Origin of the sequence: Streptomyces sp. GMY02 (assembly GCF_019056675.1) — a bacterium.
Taxonomy (GTDB): Bacteria; Actinomycetota; Actinomycetes; order Streptomycetales; family Streptomycetaceae; genus Streptomyces; species Streptomyces odonnellii.
Genome location: NZ_CP077658.1, coordinates 7835203 through 7850932 on the forward strand (window position 1 = coordinate 7835203; position 15730 = coordinate 7850932).

Annotated in this window: 16 protein-coding genes, 1 tRNA gene and 1 pseudogene; 5 read left to right on the forward strand and 13 right to left on the reverse strand. The window is 69.7% G+C overall.

Annotated elements, in window-relative coordinates:
• Positions 1-45 precede the first annotated feature (45 nt).
• Positions 46-915, reverse strand: coding sequence for an ABC transporter substrate-binding protein (locus tag KQY30_RS33320; RefSeq protein WP_217310249.1), 870 nt, complete (start codon positions 913-915; stop codon positions 46-48).
• A gap of 333 nt (positions 916-1248) precedes the next feature.
• Here KQY30_RS33320 and KQY30_RS33325 point away from each other — a divergent pair, with 333 nt between their 5' ends.
• The 4 genes from KQY30_RS33325 to KQY30_RS33340 all read left to right on the forward strand — a co-directional run bounded on the left by KQY30_RS33325 (position 1249) and on the right by KQY30_RS33340 (position 4887).
• Complete coding sequence (locus tag KQY30_RS33325; protein WP_217310250.1) at positions 1249-1734, forward strand: cation:proton antiporter regulatory subunit; 486 nt, start codon at positions 1249-1251, stop codon at positions 1732-1734.
• Positions 1735-1740: 6 nt separating this feature from the next.
• Positions 1741-3054 carry a cation:proton antiporter gene (locus tag KQY30_RS33330; RefSeq protein WP_217310251.1) on the forward strand — a complete coding sequence of 438 codons (1314 nt, stop codon included), beginning with the start codon at positions 1741-1743 and terminating at the stop codon, positions 3052-3054.
• A 389-nt stretch (positions 3055-3443) separates the two neighbouring features.
• Entirely contained in the window at positions 3444-3932 is a 489-nt protein-coding gene (locus tag KQY30_RS33335) for a BlaI/MecI/CopY family transcriptional regulator (protein ID WP_217311457.1), read from the forward strand.
• 4 nt (positions 3933-3936) lie between these two features.
• Positions 3937-4887 carry a M56 family metallopeptidase gene (locus KQY30_RS33340; protein ID WP_217310252.1) on the forward strand — a complete coding sequence of 317 codons (951 nt, stop codon included), beginning with the start codon at positions 3937-3939 and terminating at the stop codon, positions 4885-4887.
• Between the two features lie 95 nt (positions 4888-4982).
• Here the strand turns inward: KQY30_RS33340 and KQY30_RS33345 are convergent, their stop codons facing one another.
• From KQY30_RS33345 to dhaK, 4 genes and pseudogenes are all read right to left on the reverse strand, one after another.
• Positions 4983-6731: an NAD(P)/FAD-dependent oxidoreductase gene (locus tag KQY30_RS33345; RefSeq protein WP_217310253.1), complete on the reverse strand. Its 1749-nt coding sequence runs from the start codon at positions 6729-6731 to the stop codon at positions 4983-4985.
• Between the two features lie 405 nt (positions 6732-7136).
• A complete protein-coding gene (locus KQY30_RS33350) occupies positions 7137-7547 on the reverse strand; it encodes a PTS-dependent dihydroxyacetone kinase phosphotransferase subunit DhaM (protein WP_217310254.1) in 411 nt (136 codons plus the stop codon).
• Positions 7544-8149 carry a dihydroxyacetone kinase subunit DhaL gene (dhaL, locus tag KQY30_RS33355; protein ID WP_217311458.1) on the reverse strand — a complete coding sequence of 202 codons (606 nt, stop codon included), beginning with the start codon at positions 8147-8149 and terminating at the stop codon, positions 7544-7546. The genes KQY30_RS33350 and dhaL overlap by 4 nt, the downstream gene beginning before the upstream one ends.
• A 235-nt stretch (positions 8150-8384) precedes the next feature.
• A pseudogene (gene dhaK / locus KQY30_RS33360) lies at positions 8385-9376 on the reverse strand (dihydroxyacetone kinase subunit DhaK).
• Between the two features lie 615 nt (positions 9377-9991).
• Between dhaK and KQY30_RS33365 the strand changes: the two are divergent.
• Complete coding sequence (locus KQY30_RS33365) at positions 9992-10378, forward strand: HIT domain-containing protein (RefSeq protein WP_217310255.1); 387 nt, start codon at positions 9992-9994, stop codon at positions 10376-10378.
• A gap of 3 nt (positions 10379-10381) precedes the next feature.
• On the opposite strand, the gene KQY30_RS33370 is transcribed toward KQY30_RS33365, so the two are convergent.
• The 8 genes from KQY30_RS33370 to KQY30_RS33400 all read right to left on the reverse strand — a co-directional run bounded on the left by KQY30_RS33370 (position 10382) and on the right by KQY30_RS33400 (position 15627).
• Positions 10382-11491 (reverse strand): glycosyltransferase, encoded by a 1110-nt coding sequence (locus KQY30_RS33370; protein WP_217310256.1) that lies wholly within the window; start codon positions 11489-11491, stop codon positions 10382-10384.
• Positions 11492-11612: 121 nt separating this feature from the next.
• A tRNA-Thr gene (locus tag KQY30_RS33375) sits at positions 11613-11684 on the reverse strand.
• 197 nt (positions 11685-11881) lie between these two features.
• A complete protein-coding gene (locus KQY30_RS33380; protein ID WP_254407444.1) occupies positions 11882-13534 on the reverse strand; it encodes an aminoacyl--tRNA ligase-related protein in 1653 nt (550 codons plus the stop codon).
• Positions 13527-14114 (reverse strand): glycosyltransferase family 4 protein, encoded by a 588-nt coding sequence (locus tag KQY30_RS33385; protein ID WP_217311461.1) that lies wholly within the window; start codon positions 14112-14114, stop codon positions 13527-13529. Before KQY30_RS33385 ends, KQY30_RS33380 begins: the two co-directional genes overlap by 8 nt.
• A gap of 3 nt (positions 14115-14117) precedes the next feature.
• On the reverse strand, positions 14118-14531 hold the full coding sequence (locus KQY30_RS33390; protein WP_217311460.1) for a glycosyltransferase: 414 nt from the start codon (positions 14529-14531) through the stop codon (positions 14118-14120).
• A gap of 96 nt (positions 14532-14627) precedes the next feature.
• Positions 14628-15128, reverse strand: coding sequence for a WbqC family protein (locus KQY30_RS33395; protein ID WP_254407445.1), 501 nt, complete (start codon positions 15126-15128; stop codon positions 14628-14630).
• Entirely contained in the window at positions 15085-15354 is a 270-nt protein-coding gene (locus tag KQY30_RS36860; protein WP_254407446.1) for a WbqC family protein, read from the reverse strand. The genes KQY30_RS33395 and KQY30_RS36860 overlap by 44 nt, the downstream gene beginning before the upstream one ends.
• 3 nt (positions 15355-15357) lie before the next feature.
• Positions 15358-15627, reverse strand: a complete 270-nt coding sequence (locus tag KQY30_RS33400; RefSeq protein ID WP_217310257.1) for a hypothetical protein — start codon at positions 15625-15627, stop codon at positions 15358-15360.
• Positions 15628-15730: the final 103 nt, after the last annotated feature.

Sequence of the window (15730 nt, forward strand, 5' to 3'; positions counted from 1 at the left end):
GCCTGAGGGCGCGGCTCAGGAAGGCACGACGCAGGAAGACACGACTCAGGGTCCGTCGACCGCGTTTGCGACGGTGTCCAGGAACCGCGCGTGCGCGAGATGGCTGCACGGTGCCTCCGGATTCCAGGCCACGATCCGCGCCCGCTCCTCGATGGCGCGCCAGTGCGTGTTGTCCAGGAGCCGCGCGCGTGGCGCCGCGTTCGCGCGGACATCGGCGAGCACGATGTCCGGTTCCAGCGCGGCGGCCTCGGCCCAGGTGACCGTACGCCAGTTGGCGCCGCCGCCCTCCTCGGGGTCGATGAGATCCACCCCCAGCTCACCGACCGCCCGTAGATCCGGCCAGGTCAGCGGCCTGGCCAGATACGCGGTCTCCGAGTCGGCGGCCGACAGGGCCAGCACTCGGGGCGCGCCCGGCCGCCCCGCCGCGGCCCGCAGCCGCGCCTCCGCCCGCTCCAGCTCGGCGGCCGCGGGCGGGCGCGGCGCGTCCAGCGCGCGGGCCAGCGCCGTGAACCGGTCCCGGATGCCGTCGAGCGTACGGTCCTTGCCCACATCCAGGACGACCACCGGCAGCCGCTCCTCCAGATGCTTGGCCGCCTCCGGGTCGATGCCGTACACCTGCCCGCCGCCATAGCTGACCGCGACCACCAGATCCGGTTCCGCCGCGTGCAGCGCGTCCAGATCGAGGGCGCTGCCCGCGCCGAACGAGCGCAGCCCGTCGAGGGGCAACTCACCGGCCTTCGCCGGGTCGGGAGCCTCTCCGTCATGGTGGGAACCGAAGATTCCCAGGGGCCGCAGGCCGTGGTCCCACAGAGTCGCGCCCGCCTGTATATAGGCCACGACCCGGGCCGGCCGGCCCGGCGCGACGGTCAGATGGCCACGGTCGTCAGTGAACTCCCAGCTCTTGCCCGGGTTCATGTCTCGCCTCGTTCCGCTTGTGATTCCGCTCGGGGTTCCGTGCGTGGTGGCGCGGCGTCCTGTGGGGGTGTTCGTACGCGTTGTTCGCGTGGGCGCCACCCACTGTCTGCCCATCCCGGGCTGCCCGGACTCCCGTCGTACGCCGGTCCTCCCGGCCATTCCGCACCCGCCCCCCGAGGTCCGCGCCCCGGCCGCCGTGGCCGGATGATGGAGAATCCGTGTTCGGGTGGCACGTACAAGTCATCCGCCGCTCAGGACCAGGGGCCCGGGTGTGTGTTGTAAGACACACCCCGCGCCCACCGACCTCTCAACACGCCCGTATGGAGCGTTTTCATGGAGCACACCGCTCATGTCAGCAAAACCGCCCTGCCAGGAGTCGGCACCCGCTACGACCTGAACACGGAGGCGGGCAAGCATCTTTCGGTCGTCGTGCACCAGGACGGCCGGCGGATCATCGCCTTCCACGATCCCGAGGACGACGACAACTGCAAGGAGGCCGTGTCCCTCGCCCCGTACGAGGCGACCGCGCTGTCCAAGCTCCTGGTGCCCGACCCCGTCGCCCATCTCCACCAGCACCTGGAGATCGACCTGCTCACCGAGCACATCCCGGTGACCAAGAGGTCGCCGTACGCGGGCCGGACCCTTGGCTCAGCCCAGGTGCGTACCCGGACCGGCGCCTCCATCGTGGCCGTTCTGCGCCGTACCGCCGCCTTCCCCTCGCCCACACCGGACTTCCGCTTCGCCTCGGGGGACACCCTCGTCGTCGTCGGAACCCGGGAAGGCGTCGACGCCGTCGCCGAACTGATCACCGGAGGATAAGCGCCCGTGCACGACACCACCGCACTGCTCATCGAACTCGGTTCCGTCATCCTGGTGCTGGGCATACTCGGCCGCCTCGCCGGCCGGGTGGGCTTCTCCGCGATCCCGCTCTATCTGCTCGCCGGACTCGCCTTCGGCCATGGCGGACTGCTTCCGCTCAACGCCAGCGAGGAGTTCATCGCAACCGGCGCGGAGATCGGCGTCATACTTCTGCTGCTTCTGCTGGGCCTCGAATACAGCGCTTCCGAACTCGTCAGCAATCTCAAGACCCAGTACCCCTCCGGCATCGTCGACTTCGTCCTGAACGCCGTGCCCGGCGCCGTGGCCGCGCTGATCCTGGGCTGGGGCCCGGTCGCCGCCGTCGCCCTGGCCGGTGTCACCTGGATCTCCTCCTCCGGAGTCATCGCCAAGGTCCTCGGCGACCTCGGCCGGCTCGGCAACCGCGAAACCCCGGTGATCCTCGGCGTCCTGGTGATCGAAGACCTCGCCATGGCGGTCTATCTGCCGCTGCTCACCGCCCTGCTGGCCGGACTCAGCCTGGCCGGCGGCAGCCTCACCCTGCTGATCTCGCTCGGTACGGTCGGCGCGGTCCTCTATCTGGCCCTGCGCCACGGCCGGCTGATCAGCCGCGCGGTCTCCAGCGACAACCCCGAGATGCTGCTGCTGGTCGTCCTCGGGCTGACGCTGCTGGTCGCCGGGGTCGCCCAGGAACTCCAGGTCTCCGCTGCCGTCGGGGCGTTCCTCGTCGGTATCGCGCTGTCCGGCGAGGTCGCCGAGGGTGCGCACAATCTGCTCGTCCCACTGCGTGACCTGTTCGCGGCGGTCTTCTTCGTCTTCTTCGGTCTGAACACCGACCCGGCCGCCATCCCGCCGGTGCTGGTGCCCGCCCTGATCCTGGCGACGGTCACCGCCCTGACGAAGATCGGTACCGGCTGGTACGCGGCGCGGCGCGCCGGGGTCAGGACCGCGGGCCGGTGGCGGACCGGCGGCACGCTCGTGGCGCGCGGCGAGTTCTCCATCGTGATCGCCGGTCTCGCGGTCGGCGTCGAACCCAGGATCGGGCCGCTGGCCACCGCGTATGTCCTGCTCCTGGTGATCCTCGGGCCGCTTGCCGCGCGCTGGACCGAGCCGCTGGCGCGCCGGCTCACCAGCGGGCTCAGCGGGGTGCGTGCACTGGGCGGGCCCGGCGGGCTACGTGGGCGCAAGGCGGCGCCGGTGAAAGCCGCCGAGCCCGAGCCGTCGGCGGAGTCCGCTTCCGAACTGCCCGCGTCGGAGCCGAGCGCGCCCGAAGCGACGGACCCGGCACCCAGCCACGGCTGACCGGCTGACCGAGGTCCGCCGCGAGCTGCCGGAGTGCGCTGATCGACCGGCCGAGGCTGACCGGCTGATCGGCTGGCCGTAACGCCATTGCGTCATTACGCCGTGACGCCGTGATGACGGACAACGTCCGTGCGAAGTCCGCGTCCGGCGATGTCCCGCAATGACAAACGGGGCACAGAACGCGCGCCCCGCGTCCTGTGCCCCTGCCGTGGTCGCGCCCGCCCACCCCCGCGCCAGTACGGGGCCGGCCGGCTGACCGGGATAGAATCTACAGCAGTGTAGAAGTGAGCGGGAGTGGTGACCGCGACAGCGAGGCGTACGCCGGTGCTCAGTAACATGAACGGCTGCCATCCAACGCGGCGGCGCGGCTGGAGGGAGACAACGTGAGGGTGCACGGCGGTCCGAAAGGTCCGGAAGGCCCGGACGGTTCCGGCGGTCCGGACGGGCGCCCCCGTCGGCGCGGCCAGGGCGAGCTGGAGTCCCAGGTGCTCGCCGTCCTGCGGCAGGCGCCGGAACCCGTCACCGCCGCCTGGGTGCAGGAACGACTCGGCGGAGACCTCGCGTACACAACCGTCATGACCATCCTGACCCGCCTCCAGGCCAAGAAGGCGGTCACCCGCGAACGGGCGGGGCGCTCCTTCGAATGGCGCGCCGCCTCGGACGAGGCCGGGCTCGCCGCCCTGCGGATGCGGAAGGTCCTGGACGCGGAGGCGGACCGCGAGGCCGTACTGGCCCGGTTCGTCACCGCGCTCTCGGCGGACGACGAGCGGCTGCTGCGCGATCTGCTCGGGCTGCCCGAGGACTCCGAGGCCGGGGCCGGGGGTCCCGATGCCGGTGCGGAGCCTGAACCCGGGGCCGAGTCCGGGGCGGAGGGCTGACGGGGTGGGGGTGTTCGTCTTTCTGCCGCTCGTACTCCCGCTGACCGCGCTGCCCATCGCACGGCTGGCCGAACCGTATCTCCATCCCCGTATCGCCACCCGCTTACTGACCGTGCTGGCCGGGGTGCTGGCGCTGTGCAGCACGCTCTGTCTCGGGCTGCTCGTGGTGGTCGGTACGGCGCAGCTCCCCGGCAATCCGCTGCCGGACGCCTGGTCCGACCCCGAAGTCCGCGCGGCCGTTCCGTACGACGAGATCGCGGGCAAGGCGGCCATCGTCGCTCTGGTCGCGGTCGCCGCCGGGTGTGTGGCGGCGGCCGGGCGGCACTGTACGGTGCGCCGCCGGGCTCACCGCGCCCTGGCCGGTCTGCCCGTGGGCGAACTCGCCGTACTGACCGACGAGGCACCGTACGCGTACGCACTGCCCGGTACGGGTGCCGGTACGGGGACCCGGGCCGGGCGGGTCGTGGTGTCCACGGCCATGCTGGACTGTCTGGACGCCGGGGAGCGCGCGGCGCTGGTCGCCCATGAGCACGCTCATCTCGGTGGGCACCACCACAGGTATCTGCTCGCCGTACGGCTCGCCGCGCGGGCCAACCCGCTGTTGCGCCCGCTGCGTTCGGCGGTGGCGTACACCACCGAACGATGGGCGGACGAGGAGGCGGCCCGGGTGACCGGCGAACGTACGGTGGTGGCACGCGCCATCGGCAAGGCCGCGCTGGTCTCCCGGGGCACGCCCACCCCGACGCTGGCCGGTTTCGCCGCGCCGGGCCCGGTCCCGCGCCGGGTCGCGGCCCTGCTGGAACCCGCGCCCACGGCCGTGAGCTGGCCGTCGGTGTCCACCGCGGTCGGCCTTGCGGTCTGGACGGCCGCGGCGGGAACCATCGGCTCGGCACTTTCCTCGGCGAACGCGACGATCACGCTCTTCCTGGTGCTCAAGGCCGCGACCCCGCTGTGAGCGGAGGCGGCTTCCGGGACCGGGCGCTGAGGATGCGGTGCCGGGGGCGGGACACTCCGGCCAGTCCGTCCCGCCGCTGCCCGGTTTCCGCGCGGTCAGCCAGCCGCGCTCTCCTTCCGTAGCGGCGGTTCCGTCGGCGCGGGCAGGACCGGGCCGAACAGCACCGCTCGTACGACGCGCGGCGCGAACAGCACCGAGACCGGTGATACGAGCGAAGTCGCCGAGCGGAACGCCGCACCGACCACCGGGTCACCCGGCGCGCGCCGCACCACCCGGGCGAGATACCAGGCAGCGGGACGGTCCACCGCACGGGTCCTCGCCGCGTCGCCCCGCGCGCCCGGCAGCTCCTTGTCGGCTCCGGCAGCGATGTCCCAGGCCTGCCGCGAGGCCCTGAGCAACGCCCGCTGCACTCGGCGTGTTGTGGGGGTACGGCGGGGATCGGCCAGCGCGTCGCGCAGTGCGACCGCGCCGAGCGCGGCGACCGCCAGACCCTGCCCGTACACCGGATTGAACGCGCACAGTGCGTCGCCGATGGCGAGGAAGCCGGCCGGACGGCGGCCCGGACGGTCGTACCGGCGCCGGACATTGGCCGTCGAGCGGAAGGCGTGCACCGGCGACTCGGGCCGGGCCTTCAACAGCCACTCGTGCAGCACCGGATGGGGGAGCTGGGCGGCGAAGTCGACGAACGCGGCCTCGTCGGACGGCGGTTCGCTCCCGCGCAGGCCGGAGAGCGTGACGAGATGGCGGCCACCCTCGACGGGCAGGGCGACCCCGCCACGGGCCTGGCCGCGGCCGGGGACGAAGTAGTAACCGACACTGTCCGTCGCGCCGGTGTCACCGCTACCGGCCACCGAGTTGTCGGGGTTGCTGTCCGTGACGCCGGCACCGGTGTCCGAAGCGCCGGCACTGGAATCGGCGGTGCGGGCAGGGCCGGTGTCGGCACCGGTCGGGTCGGTGTCGGTCGGGCCGGTGTGGGCCGGGGTGGTGTCGATTGGGCCGGTGTGGGCGGGGTGGGTGTGGGCCGGGGTGGTGTCAGTGGGGTCGGCGTGGGCCGGAGCCGTGTCGGTCGAGCCGGTGTCGGTCGAGCCCGCGTGGGCCGGGGTGGTGTCGGTCGACCCGGTGTCCGCGGAACCGTTCGTGTCCCCGTGCCGGTAGACCCGGGTCGCGTACGCCAAGCCGGTGTCGAGCGTCTCCTCGTGCGGCGGTTCCGCGCCGATCGCGGCCAGCCAGTCCGGTGCTCGGGAACCTCGGCCCGACGCGTCCACGACCAGATCGGCGGCGAGCTGCCGTACGTCCTGATGGGTCTCCGACCCGCGTCGGCGCAGCCGTACGCCCCGGACCCGGGCCGAGTCCCCGACCAGCCCCACCACCTCCGTGCCCTCCAGCACCGTGATCCGCGGCTCCGCCAGCACCCGCCGCCGTACCAGCCACTCCAGCAACGGCCTGGTCCCGGTGAGGAGATGGGCGGTGGCGCCGGTACGCCGGTAGTAGCGCCAGGCCTGCCACTGCACGATGTCGCTGGGCAGTCCGACCCGCGGCGCGCCGTGCTCGCGCAGTTCGGCGACGATGCCGGGAAGTAACTCGTCGAGCGCCCGCTGCCCGCCCTCCAGCAGAACATGGGTGTGGCGGCTCTGCGGGACACCCGCCCGTGGCTCCGGTCCTTCGGGAAGAAGATCGCGCTCGACGACCGTCACACGGTCGGCATGGCTGCTGAGCACATGGGCCGTCAGCAGGGCCGCGACGCTCCCGCCGACGACCACGGCATGGCGGGTCCGGCGGTCCGGGGAACGGTACGGACCCTCCCCGCGCGCCCGGTCGGTCTCCGCGTCTGCCGTGTTCACCATGCTTGTTCCTCCGCGGTCCTGTGCCCCGTACTGATCCTGATCGGTACGAAGTCAGTATTCCCACGGGGGAGGACCCGGAGGCGCGATGCGCGGATCACGGCGACTATGCGCCGTTTCCCGGTGCTCCGCGAGCCAATATGCCGCTGGGCGGTGTATCCCACGCCCATGTGCTTTCGATCCATGTGCGTCGCGCACATGTGTCCCGGATCGGTGCCCCGGGCTGATGTGTCCCGGACCCATGTGCGCTGCCCCTATGTGCGTCCCACCCATGTGCCCCCCGGCTCATGTGCCCCCGAGCCATGTGCTCCACACTCATGTGTTCCGCACCCATGTGCGTCGCGCCCATGTGGTCCGAGCCGGGCAGTCCGTGGGCGGAGGCACGGTCACCCCGATCGGCGTGCTCGCTCACGCCTTGTGGTACTGGTACGCCTCCGTCGCCGCCGCCTCCACCGCGTCCAGATTCCCGCCCGCCGAGGCGGTGACCAGCGCCGCCACCGCGCCCTCCACGAACGGGGCGTCCACCAGCCGTGCCCCCGCCGGGAGTTCGTCGCCCTCGGCGAGCAGACTCTTCACCGTCAGTACGGCGCTGCCGAGATCCACCAGTATCGCCACACCGGCACCCCGGTCCACCTGCGCGGCGGCGGCCGAGATCAGCTCGGAGCTGGTGCCGAGGCCCCCGTCCGGCGTACCCCCGGCCGCCGCCACCGGCGCGGTCGCGCCACCGCCCGCCAGCCCCCGGGCCATGACGGCGACGGCCTCCGCCACCGGTCCACTGTGCGAGACCAGCACGATGCCGACCGGCTCCCCATTGCTCATGGCGTCGCCTCCGCGGCTTCCGCGAGAGCGGCCATCAGCAGGGCGGAGGAGGTGGCCCCCGGATCCTGGTGCCCGATGCTCCGTTCGCCGAGATAACTCGCCCTGCCCTTGCGCGCCTGGAGGGGTACGGTCGCCAGGGCGCCCTTCTCCGCGGCCTCGGCGGCGGCGGAGAACGAAGTTCCAAGCGCCTCGGCCGCCGGCTCCAGCGCGTCCAGCATCGTCTTGTCCCCGGCCTTCGCTCCGCCGAGCTGAGCCACCGCCGCGACCCCGGCGCGCAGCGCCTCGGTGAACTCACCGGGGGTGACCTCGGTGGCATCGCCGAGCGCCTTGCCCGTACGCCGCAGCAGCGTCCCGTACAGCGGCCCCGACGCACCGCCCACCGTGGAGATGAGCCGGCGTCCCGCCAGCACCAGTACGGCCCCGGGGCCGGCCGGCGACTCCTTCTCCAGCTCGGCCGTCACCGACCGGAAACCGCGCTGAAGATTACTGCCGTGGTCGGCGTCGCCGATCGCCGAGTCCAGTTCGGTGAGCCGGCCGGCCTCGCGCTCCACCATGGCGGCGGCGACCGTCAGCCAGCGGCGGAAGAAGTCGGAGTCGAGTATCCGGTCGGGTTTCTGATCGGTCACGTGATCTCCCTCGCCCGTCAATCGTGCCCTGCTGTTCCTGTGTTCCTGAGCCCTGTCCTTGATGCCTGTCCCTGCCCGACCTTGTCCTGCACCGTTCTGCCCTGCCCCTGACCCTGCCGTCGCCCCCGCACTGCCAGTCTCCGCTTCCGCTCCGCCGTCCCCGTCGGCCTTGCTGTCTCTTTGCAGTTCTGAGCGGAGCCGCCGGAAGCTTTCAGCGGCCCCACCGGAGCGCGGGGGTCTTAACCGGCGCGTCCCAGAGGCGCAGCAGCTCCTCGTCCACCTGGCAGAGCGACACCGAGCAGCCGGCCATGTCGAGCGATGTCACATAGTTGCCGACGAGGGTACGAGCCACCGGTACGCCCCGCTCCTTCAGCACCCGCTGCACCTCGGCGTTGAATCCGTAGAGCTCCAGCAGCGGTGTCCCGCCCAGGCCGTTCACCAGGACGATCACCGGGCCGGAGGGCCGCAGATCCTCCACCACCGCGTCCACGGCGAAGTCGGCGATCTCGCGTGAGGTCATCATCGCGCGCCGCTCGCGGCCGGGCTCGCCATGGATACCGATGCCCAGTTCCAGCTCCCCGGGGGCAGATCGAAGGTCGGACTGCCCTTGGCGGGGGTCGTGACGGCGCTCAGGGCGACACCGAAACTCCGCGAGCGCTCGTTGACCCGACGGCCGATCGCCTCCACCCGCTCCAGCGGCGCCCCCTCCTCGGCCGCCGCGCCCGCCAGCTTCTCGACGAACAGCGTCGCGCCCGTACCGCGGCGGCCCGCCGTGTAGAGGCTGTCCGTCACCGCCACATCATCGTTGACCAGCACCTTCGCGACCTGAATGCCCTCGTCCTCGGCCAGCTCGGCGGCCATGTCGAAGTTCAGGACGTCGCCGGTGTAGTTCTTGACGACGAACAGCACCCCGGCGCCGCTGTCGACCGCGGCGGCGGCCCGTACCATCTGGTCGGGCACGGGGGAGGTGAACACCTCACCTGGACAGGCGGCCGACAACATCCCGGGCCCCACGAACCCTCCGTGCAAAGGCTCATGCCCGGACCCACCACCGGAGACCAGCCCCACCTTCCCGGCGACGGGCGCGTCCCCCCGTACCACCACACGGTTGTCCACATCGACAAAAAGCTCCGGGTGCGCCGCGGCCATCCCCCGAAGGGCATCCGCGACCACGGTCTCCGGCACATTGATGAGCATCTTCATGGGTGTCTCCCGGGTAGGTTAGCAGCTATGCCTCTGACCATGGTTTTCGCAGGTCACATGTGCTGTGGTCACTCTGCGATCTTGGCGGTCCCCGGCGCTCCGAAGCGGCTTTCGGCGATACTGATGCTGACTAGATGCTGACTTTTCTGACGCATGGTCAGCTCCTTCGGGCGCGGTTGAAGACGCTCTGCGGCGGTCCGCCGCTGGCATTCAGTATCGATCCAACAGCGCCGCGCGGCACGGCCTGCGGGACAAGGGTTTGCACGCGAGGGACACGTACATCCGTTCGGGTGAGACGGGGTGCTTCTGGGAGCCGAAGGCTGGATGATCATCCCAACGGGCGATCCGCGGTGAGGAGTGAGAGCGTCCGTGATCGCTGTGTGACGAACGATCCGAACGCCCGCGCGACCCCTCTCCATGTGAAGATCGACGGCTTGCTGAAGCAGGCCGCAGTTCCCTCCGTAGGGGCCGACCGTGGCGTCTTATCCCATGCCACCCGCCGGGCGTACACCAAGAGCCAACGAGACCTCGCGAGGCTGATGTGAAGCGAGTTGGCTAGAGGTTGGAGGGTAGTGTGGCGACGAAGTTACCGCCCGACACGGAAAGTTACTTACTGTGAGCGCTGCTGTGGCCCCGTCGACTTCGGACTTCTACTGCCATCAGGCCATCCCTGGACTTACGCCGGTCAAGGTGGTGGTGGAGACGGAGGATGTGCTCGCGTTCGAGCACACCAATCCCGCCCATCCGGTGCACGTCGTGGTGGTACCGAAGCGGCATATTCCTTCGCTGATCGACCTCGGTGACGGGGGCGAGGAACTGCTGGCGAAAGTCATGGCGGTTGTAGGGCAGGTCGCAGCGCAGATCAAGGGAGAGCACGGCGCGGCTTCTGTCACCACGAACGTCGGGCTGTATCAGGAGTCCCAGCACCTGCATTTTCACGTGTACCACCGCGGGGAGTCCGACGAGCAGATCCTGGCGATGTACGGGCACCACGACGGCTGAGTTCTACCGGGCGCGACGGGTGCGGCCCGGCCTGGTTGCAGCGACGGTCTCCTGCGCGATCAGGTCGGCGGCACGATGGATGACCTCCGGGCCGGGCCACTTCCGATCGGTCTGGCCGAGGTCGGCGGCAAGCTCCATACACGCCTTGGCCAGAGATGCTCCATCGTGCAGCCGGTCGTCGTCGGGCACCACAACGCACCGCCCGGGGTGCCGTCGCGCGTAGGCGGCGGCGTTGTCGAGCTGGTCGCCGCGGTTGACTGTGGCAGGCAGCGGAATGAGGACGGCTCGTTTGCCGAGCGCTTCGAGTTCGGCGAGCGTCGTTGCGCCGGCGCGTCCGATTACCAGGTTGGCGAGCCATAGGGCGTCGGCCATCTCGTCGTGGAGGTACTCCAGTTGCCAGTACCCCGGTACGTTCTGGAGTGAGGGGGCAAGGTTGCCCTTCCCTCGGACGTGCACGATCGCGAAGCGCGCACGCAGCGATTCGAGTTGGCTCTGTACGGCGTCGTTGATGCGCTGGGATCCGCTGCTCCCGCAGAAGATCAGCAGTACGGGCTTTCCGGCAGGGATGCCGAGCCCCTTACGGAGCCTTTCCGGGTCGCCGTTGGCGAGGTCGTGTCGCAGCGGCAGACCAGTGACGGCGGATTTGCGGGCGAGCCATTGTGGTGTGTCGGCAGGGGCGGCGACGGACAGGCAGACCCTGGTGGCCATCCGGGTGACGATCTTGTTGGCGAGGCCGAGGGAGTGGTCGGACTCGTGGATCACGATCGGGACTCGGCAAAGCCAGGCGGCGATCCCAACGGGCACGGATACGTACGAGCCTTTGGAGAACAGTGCGTTGGGGCGTTCGCGTCGCATGGCCCTCACTGCAGCAGCGATGCCGCGCAGCACAGTGAGTGGCATCAACAGGTTGCTCCATGAGCCGTAGCGCTTCAGGCCCGCAGAGGGAACTGGGCAAAACGGGATGCCGGCCTTCTCCGCATATTCGTGCTCAATACTGTCCGGCCGCCCGAAGAACACCAGTTCTTTCACGCCTTGTTCGGGAAGCCGGGCCGCTACGGCAAGGGCGGGGACGACATGTCCGGCGCTTCCGCCTCCGGTAATTCCAATTTTCATTCAGACTGCACCTGGCCTGTGTGGTTGCAATTTCATTGAAGGGGATTTTCTTCGGGTTTTCATTGCTACCGCGCCCGGCGCTGTGAGCTGGGCATCCGAGCGGTACCCACTGGGAGGTTTGTCGGGTCGGCTGGATTCGAACCAGCTCTTCGGCAACACTTATGCCGTGCTCCAGCCCTTGAGCTACGACCCGTTGGTGACTTCGAGGTTAGGGGAAGGGGGGGAAGTCCGGTCAATGCCGAGATCGGAATCGGAGGAGAATTTAAGTCACGCCTTTACCTTTTCTCTGGTCGTTCCTTTTCCTTATTTTTAGGCAGGCGGATTTCGACACACTGTGCGGTAATAGTTGAGCGACTGCTTACATTGGCTTTAGCTGGGAATGCGGCTGGCTTAACGCAGATTCAGGGCATCCGGGATTTGGCTGATTGGCATTCGGTGCGCCCTGGAGGTCCACCGGTCGATGAACTCGGCCTCGTCCCCGTCCTGTTGGGGGGAGAGAACCAAGGCATGCGGGAGGCCGAGGAGCTTGGCGTAGCGGAACTTCTCGCCGGCGGGTTCCGGGCGGTCGTCGACGAACAGAGCGGCTCCGCGGTCGCGGAGCTGTCGTACGGCCTGGTCGGTGCGTTCGCGCATGGCTGGCTGGTCGGGCCGCAGGACGACTATGTGGAGGTCGGCGGGCCCGGTTCCCTTCTTCCACCGGAGCCCGTCCTTGTCGCGTTGGAGGTCGGCAAGGGTCTGGAGGCAGCGGGTGATGCCGATGCCGGAGCAGGCCATGTACGGGGTGCGCGCGGCCCCGTGTTCGTCGGTGAAAGACACGTTCATCGGGGCGGTGTACTGGGTGCCAAGCTCGAAGACGTGGGCGAGTTCGATGGCCCGCGCCTCGCGATAGTGACCGTCCTCGCAGTGGCCGCATCCCATGCCCTGGGCTGCGCGGTGGAGGTCGGTGCCGGTGGGCGACAGAGTTTCCAGACCGGCGGTCCCCGACCAGCCCACATTGTGGCGCAAACCGGTAGAGCCGTCCGAGATGGCGAAGTTGTCGAGGTGGGCGACGGAGGTGTCGAAGAGGGTGGTGGTTCCGGTGCAGTCCCAGGGCGTGAGAGTGCCGGCCTCCTTGCCGAACAGCTCGGGCAGTTGGGCCAAGTCGAGGAGATCGACGCGGGTGGCGCTGGTGGCGGCGGCGAGTTTGCGAGGGCTGACCCGGAGGTCCGAGCGGATCGCCACGGCTGCCGGGACGGTCGAGCCGTCGTCTGCGGTGAGGGCGAAGGCGATGATGTTGACGACCGGGTCGTTCAGTGGAGCCGGCCGGGCCCGCAGAATGGCGTCGTCGCCGCGGTGGCCGCAGCGGTCGCAGACCAGGATGGTGCTCTGCCCGGTGTCGCCGAGGACCAGGTGTTCGGTGGTCGGGCCGGCCGAGATGCAGCCGCCGTCGGCCGCGGCCTGGAAGACGCCGGTCAGGCCCATGCCCAGCAGGGCGGCATGGCAGGCGTCGTTGAGGAAGCCGATCGACGTGCGCATTCCTTCGGGGGTGGTGTCGAAGGTGTAGGCGTCGGCCATGGTGAACTCTCGGCCTCGCATCAATCCGCCGCGCGGGGCAATCTCGTCGCGGTACTTGGAGGTGCTGAGGAACAGCCGGACCGGGAGGTCGCGGTGGGAGCGCAGGTGTTCGCGCACGGTGGCGGCTGCGATCTCCTCGGAGGTCGGGGCCAGACACATCTGCTCGCCACTCCTGCTCGTTGACGTCAGCAGCGCGCCCTCCGACCGGTAGACGTCCCAGCGGCCGGACTGCTCCCACAGCGTGCGGCTCTGCAGGGTGGGGAAGGCGACGGTGTTCGCGCCGCGCTCCTCGAACGCCGTCTGGGCGATCCGGGTGAGCCGATCATGGACGCGCAGCCCCAGCGGCAGCAGGGTGAAGACACCGGTGGCGTCGGTCTTGGCGACGTATCCCAGGGATTCCAGCAGGTCCATGGTGGGCGCGGTCGCGTCGGCGGCGCGGCGGCGTACGGGGGGCCACAGGCGGCTGGCGTACAGCGGGATGTCAGACACGGGCGGCAGCTCCCATCACGGTCTTCGACAGTTCGTGCAGGTGCGCGGTGGTGGTGCTGATGTCGTGGCGCCGAGCGCTGGTCGCTGCTACGTCGCCCAGGGTGCGGCGGAGTTCGGGGTCGTTGGCGAGCTGGTCGATACATGCGGCCAAGGCGGCGGTGTCGCCGGGCTGATAGGCCAGGGCCCCGGCGCCGAGGGTGTGGCGGAGGCCGGGCAGGTCGCCGTACACGATCGGGAGTCCATGGGCCTGGGCTTCGACAGCGACCAGGCCGAATGCCCTCAACTGCTTGGTGGTGAACAGGAACGCCTCGAAGCCGGCGAAGCGCAGCCATAGTTCCTCGCGGGGTATGAATGGCTTGAACCGAATCCGGTGGCTGAGGCCGAGGTCAGTGGTCCGCGCCGTGAGGCCGGGCAGTTCGCTGCCGCTGCCGATGACGGTGAGCTGATGCTCGTCGGCAGTGAAGGCCATGGCTTCGATCGCGGTGACCGTGGACTTGTTCGGGTCGAGTCGCCCGGCGTGCAGCAGCCGTAGTCGGCGCCTGTTGCTGGGCTGAACGGTGGGGTGGTCCGGTACGGGGATGCCTCAGGGGATGGTGATCAGCCGGTCGTTGAACTTCCTCTGGGTGAGGGCGTTCACCTGGTCGGCCATGGCCGCGTTCGGTACAGCGACGGCCGTGCTGGCAGCCATGATCTCGATCAGCGCATCGCGGACCTGCTCGTTCTCGGCGGCGGCGATCACATCGGTTCCGTGCGCGATGGAGATGAGCGGAGTACTGCCCGCAGCGCGGGCGAAGGCGAGCGCGAGTCCAAAGCCCAGGTGCTGGGCGTGGATGAGGTCCGGACGCCTCTCACGCACCAGGCGCTCGACCTCCTCCGTCAGCTTCTCGGCGTACTGGGCGAAGTCTGGGCCGTAAGGTCGCTTCGCTGCGGTGAGGTCGGTGGTTTCCTCGAAGGAGTGCTGCCATCCGCCGGAGCCGGGCAGGGCCAGAAACGTGATGCGGAAGTCAGGGGCAAGCCAGGTCGTTGCACCAGATGGTGGAGCCGCAGGACGGCTCCAAGGGCAGGTCGATGCCGGTCATGATGAGCGGCCGGGTCACTGTGCTTCCCCCGTGGGGCGGTAGGTGCTCAGGCCGGCGTTGAGCATGGCCGACACCCCGGCCCAGCCGATGGCGCAGGCGGCGTCGATGACGGACAAGCCCGGCTCGAAGCCCTGCTTGGGCCAGGCTTGGGCGTAGCGCGGGTGCCGGTCGGTGAATTCATTCCAGGTGACGGTGATTTTGTGCTCGGCGAGCGCCGTGGTGTCGAGGTACTGCCTCGTGCCCGAACCGGCCCATAGTTCGTGCTCGCCGGCGGCGGCGCAGATGCGTGCCAGGCGCTCGGACTTGTCATCGGCGGTGGTCGAGGACATCCGGGAGGTATGGAGCTGGGAGGCACGGGAGCCGAGCGCAAGCGCGATCTGCGTTACGAGGTCGGTGTTCAGGTCGGCCAGCCAGCGGTGACCGGCCGACAGGGGCGGCTCGATGACCTGGAGGGCTTCTTCGGTGTACGGGCTACGTCCGTAGGCCAGGCGTAGCGTCTTGACCATGCTCGGCATGTCGAAAGTCATCGGCAATCCGTGTGTCACGGATGAGCTGCCCTGTGGCACGGACCACCGGAACGGTGACCCAGGCGGGGCCGTTGGCGGTCTTGATCCGATTGCGGTTCTGCCATCCGCCCTGCGTGAACTGCACGTCGTCGTAGAGCGCGACGCTCGTGCAGGCGATCAGTGCCTCGCAGAAACCCAGCCACGGCAGGAACGGCGGCTGCTCGATGTAGATCACTGACTACTCCTGTTCCGGCACGGGGTGCAGCAGCGTGAGTAGCGGCGTTTCGAACGCCTCGAAGGCACGGCCCGCCGCGGCGTCCGAGGGTCGCAGCCGCCAGCCGGCCGCCGTCGCGCGTAGGCGGGTGTAGGTCTCGCCGAGATACCAGCGGCCTCGTTGTGACTCGTGCCTGGCCAGCGCTTTGACCTTGTCGTCCAGGAAGGCCGTGATGTCGACCAGGACGGTCGGGGTGAAGCCCCTGCGCGGGGCGTGCGGTTCGCCGTACAGCACGCTGCGGCAGGACGAAACGCGCGTTCAAAATTCCCTCCTTATGCGTGGTCGATCAAAGGCTTCGGGCCGCAGCCAGTCAGCCAATAACCAGCCCCGCCGTTTC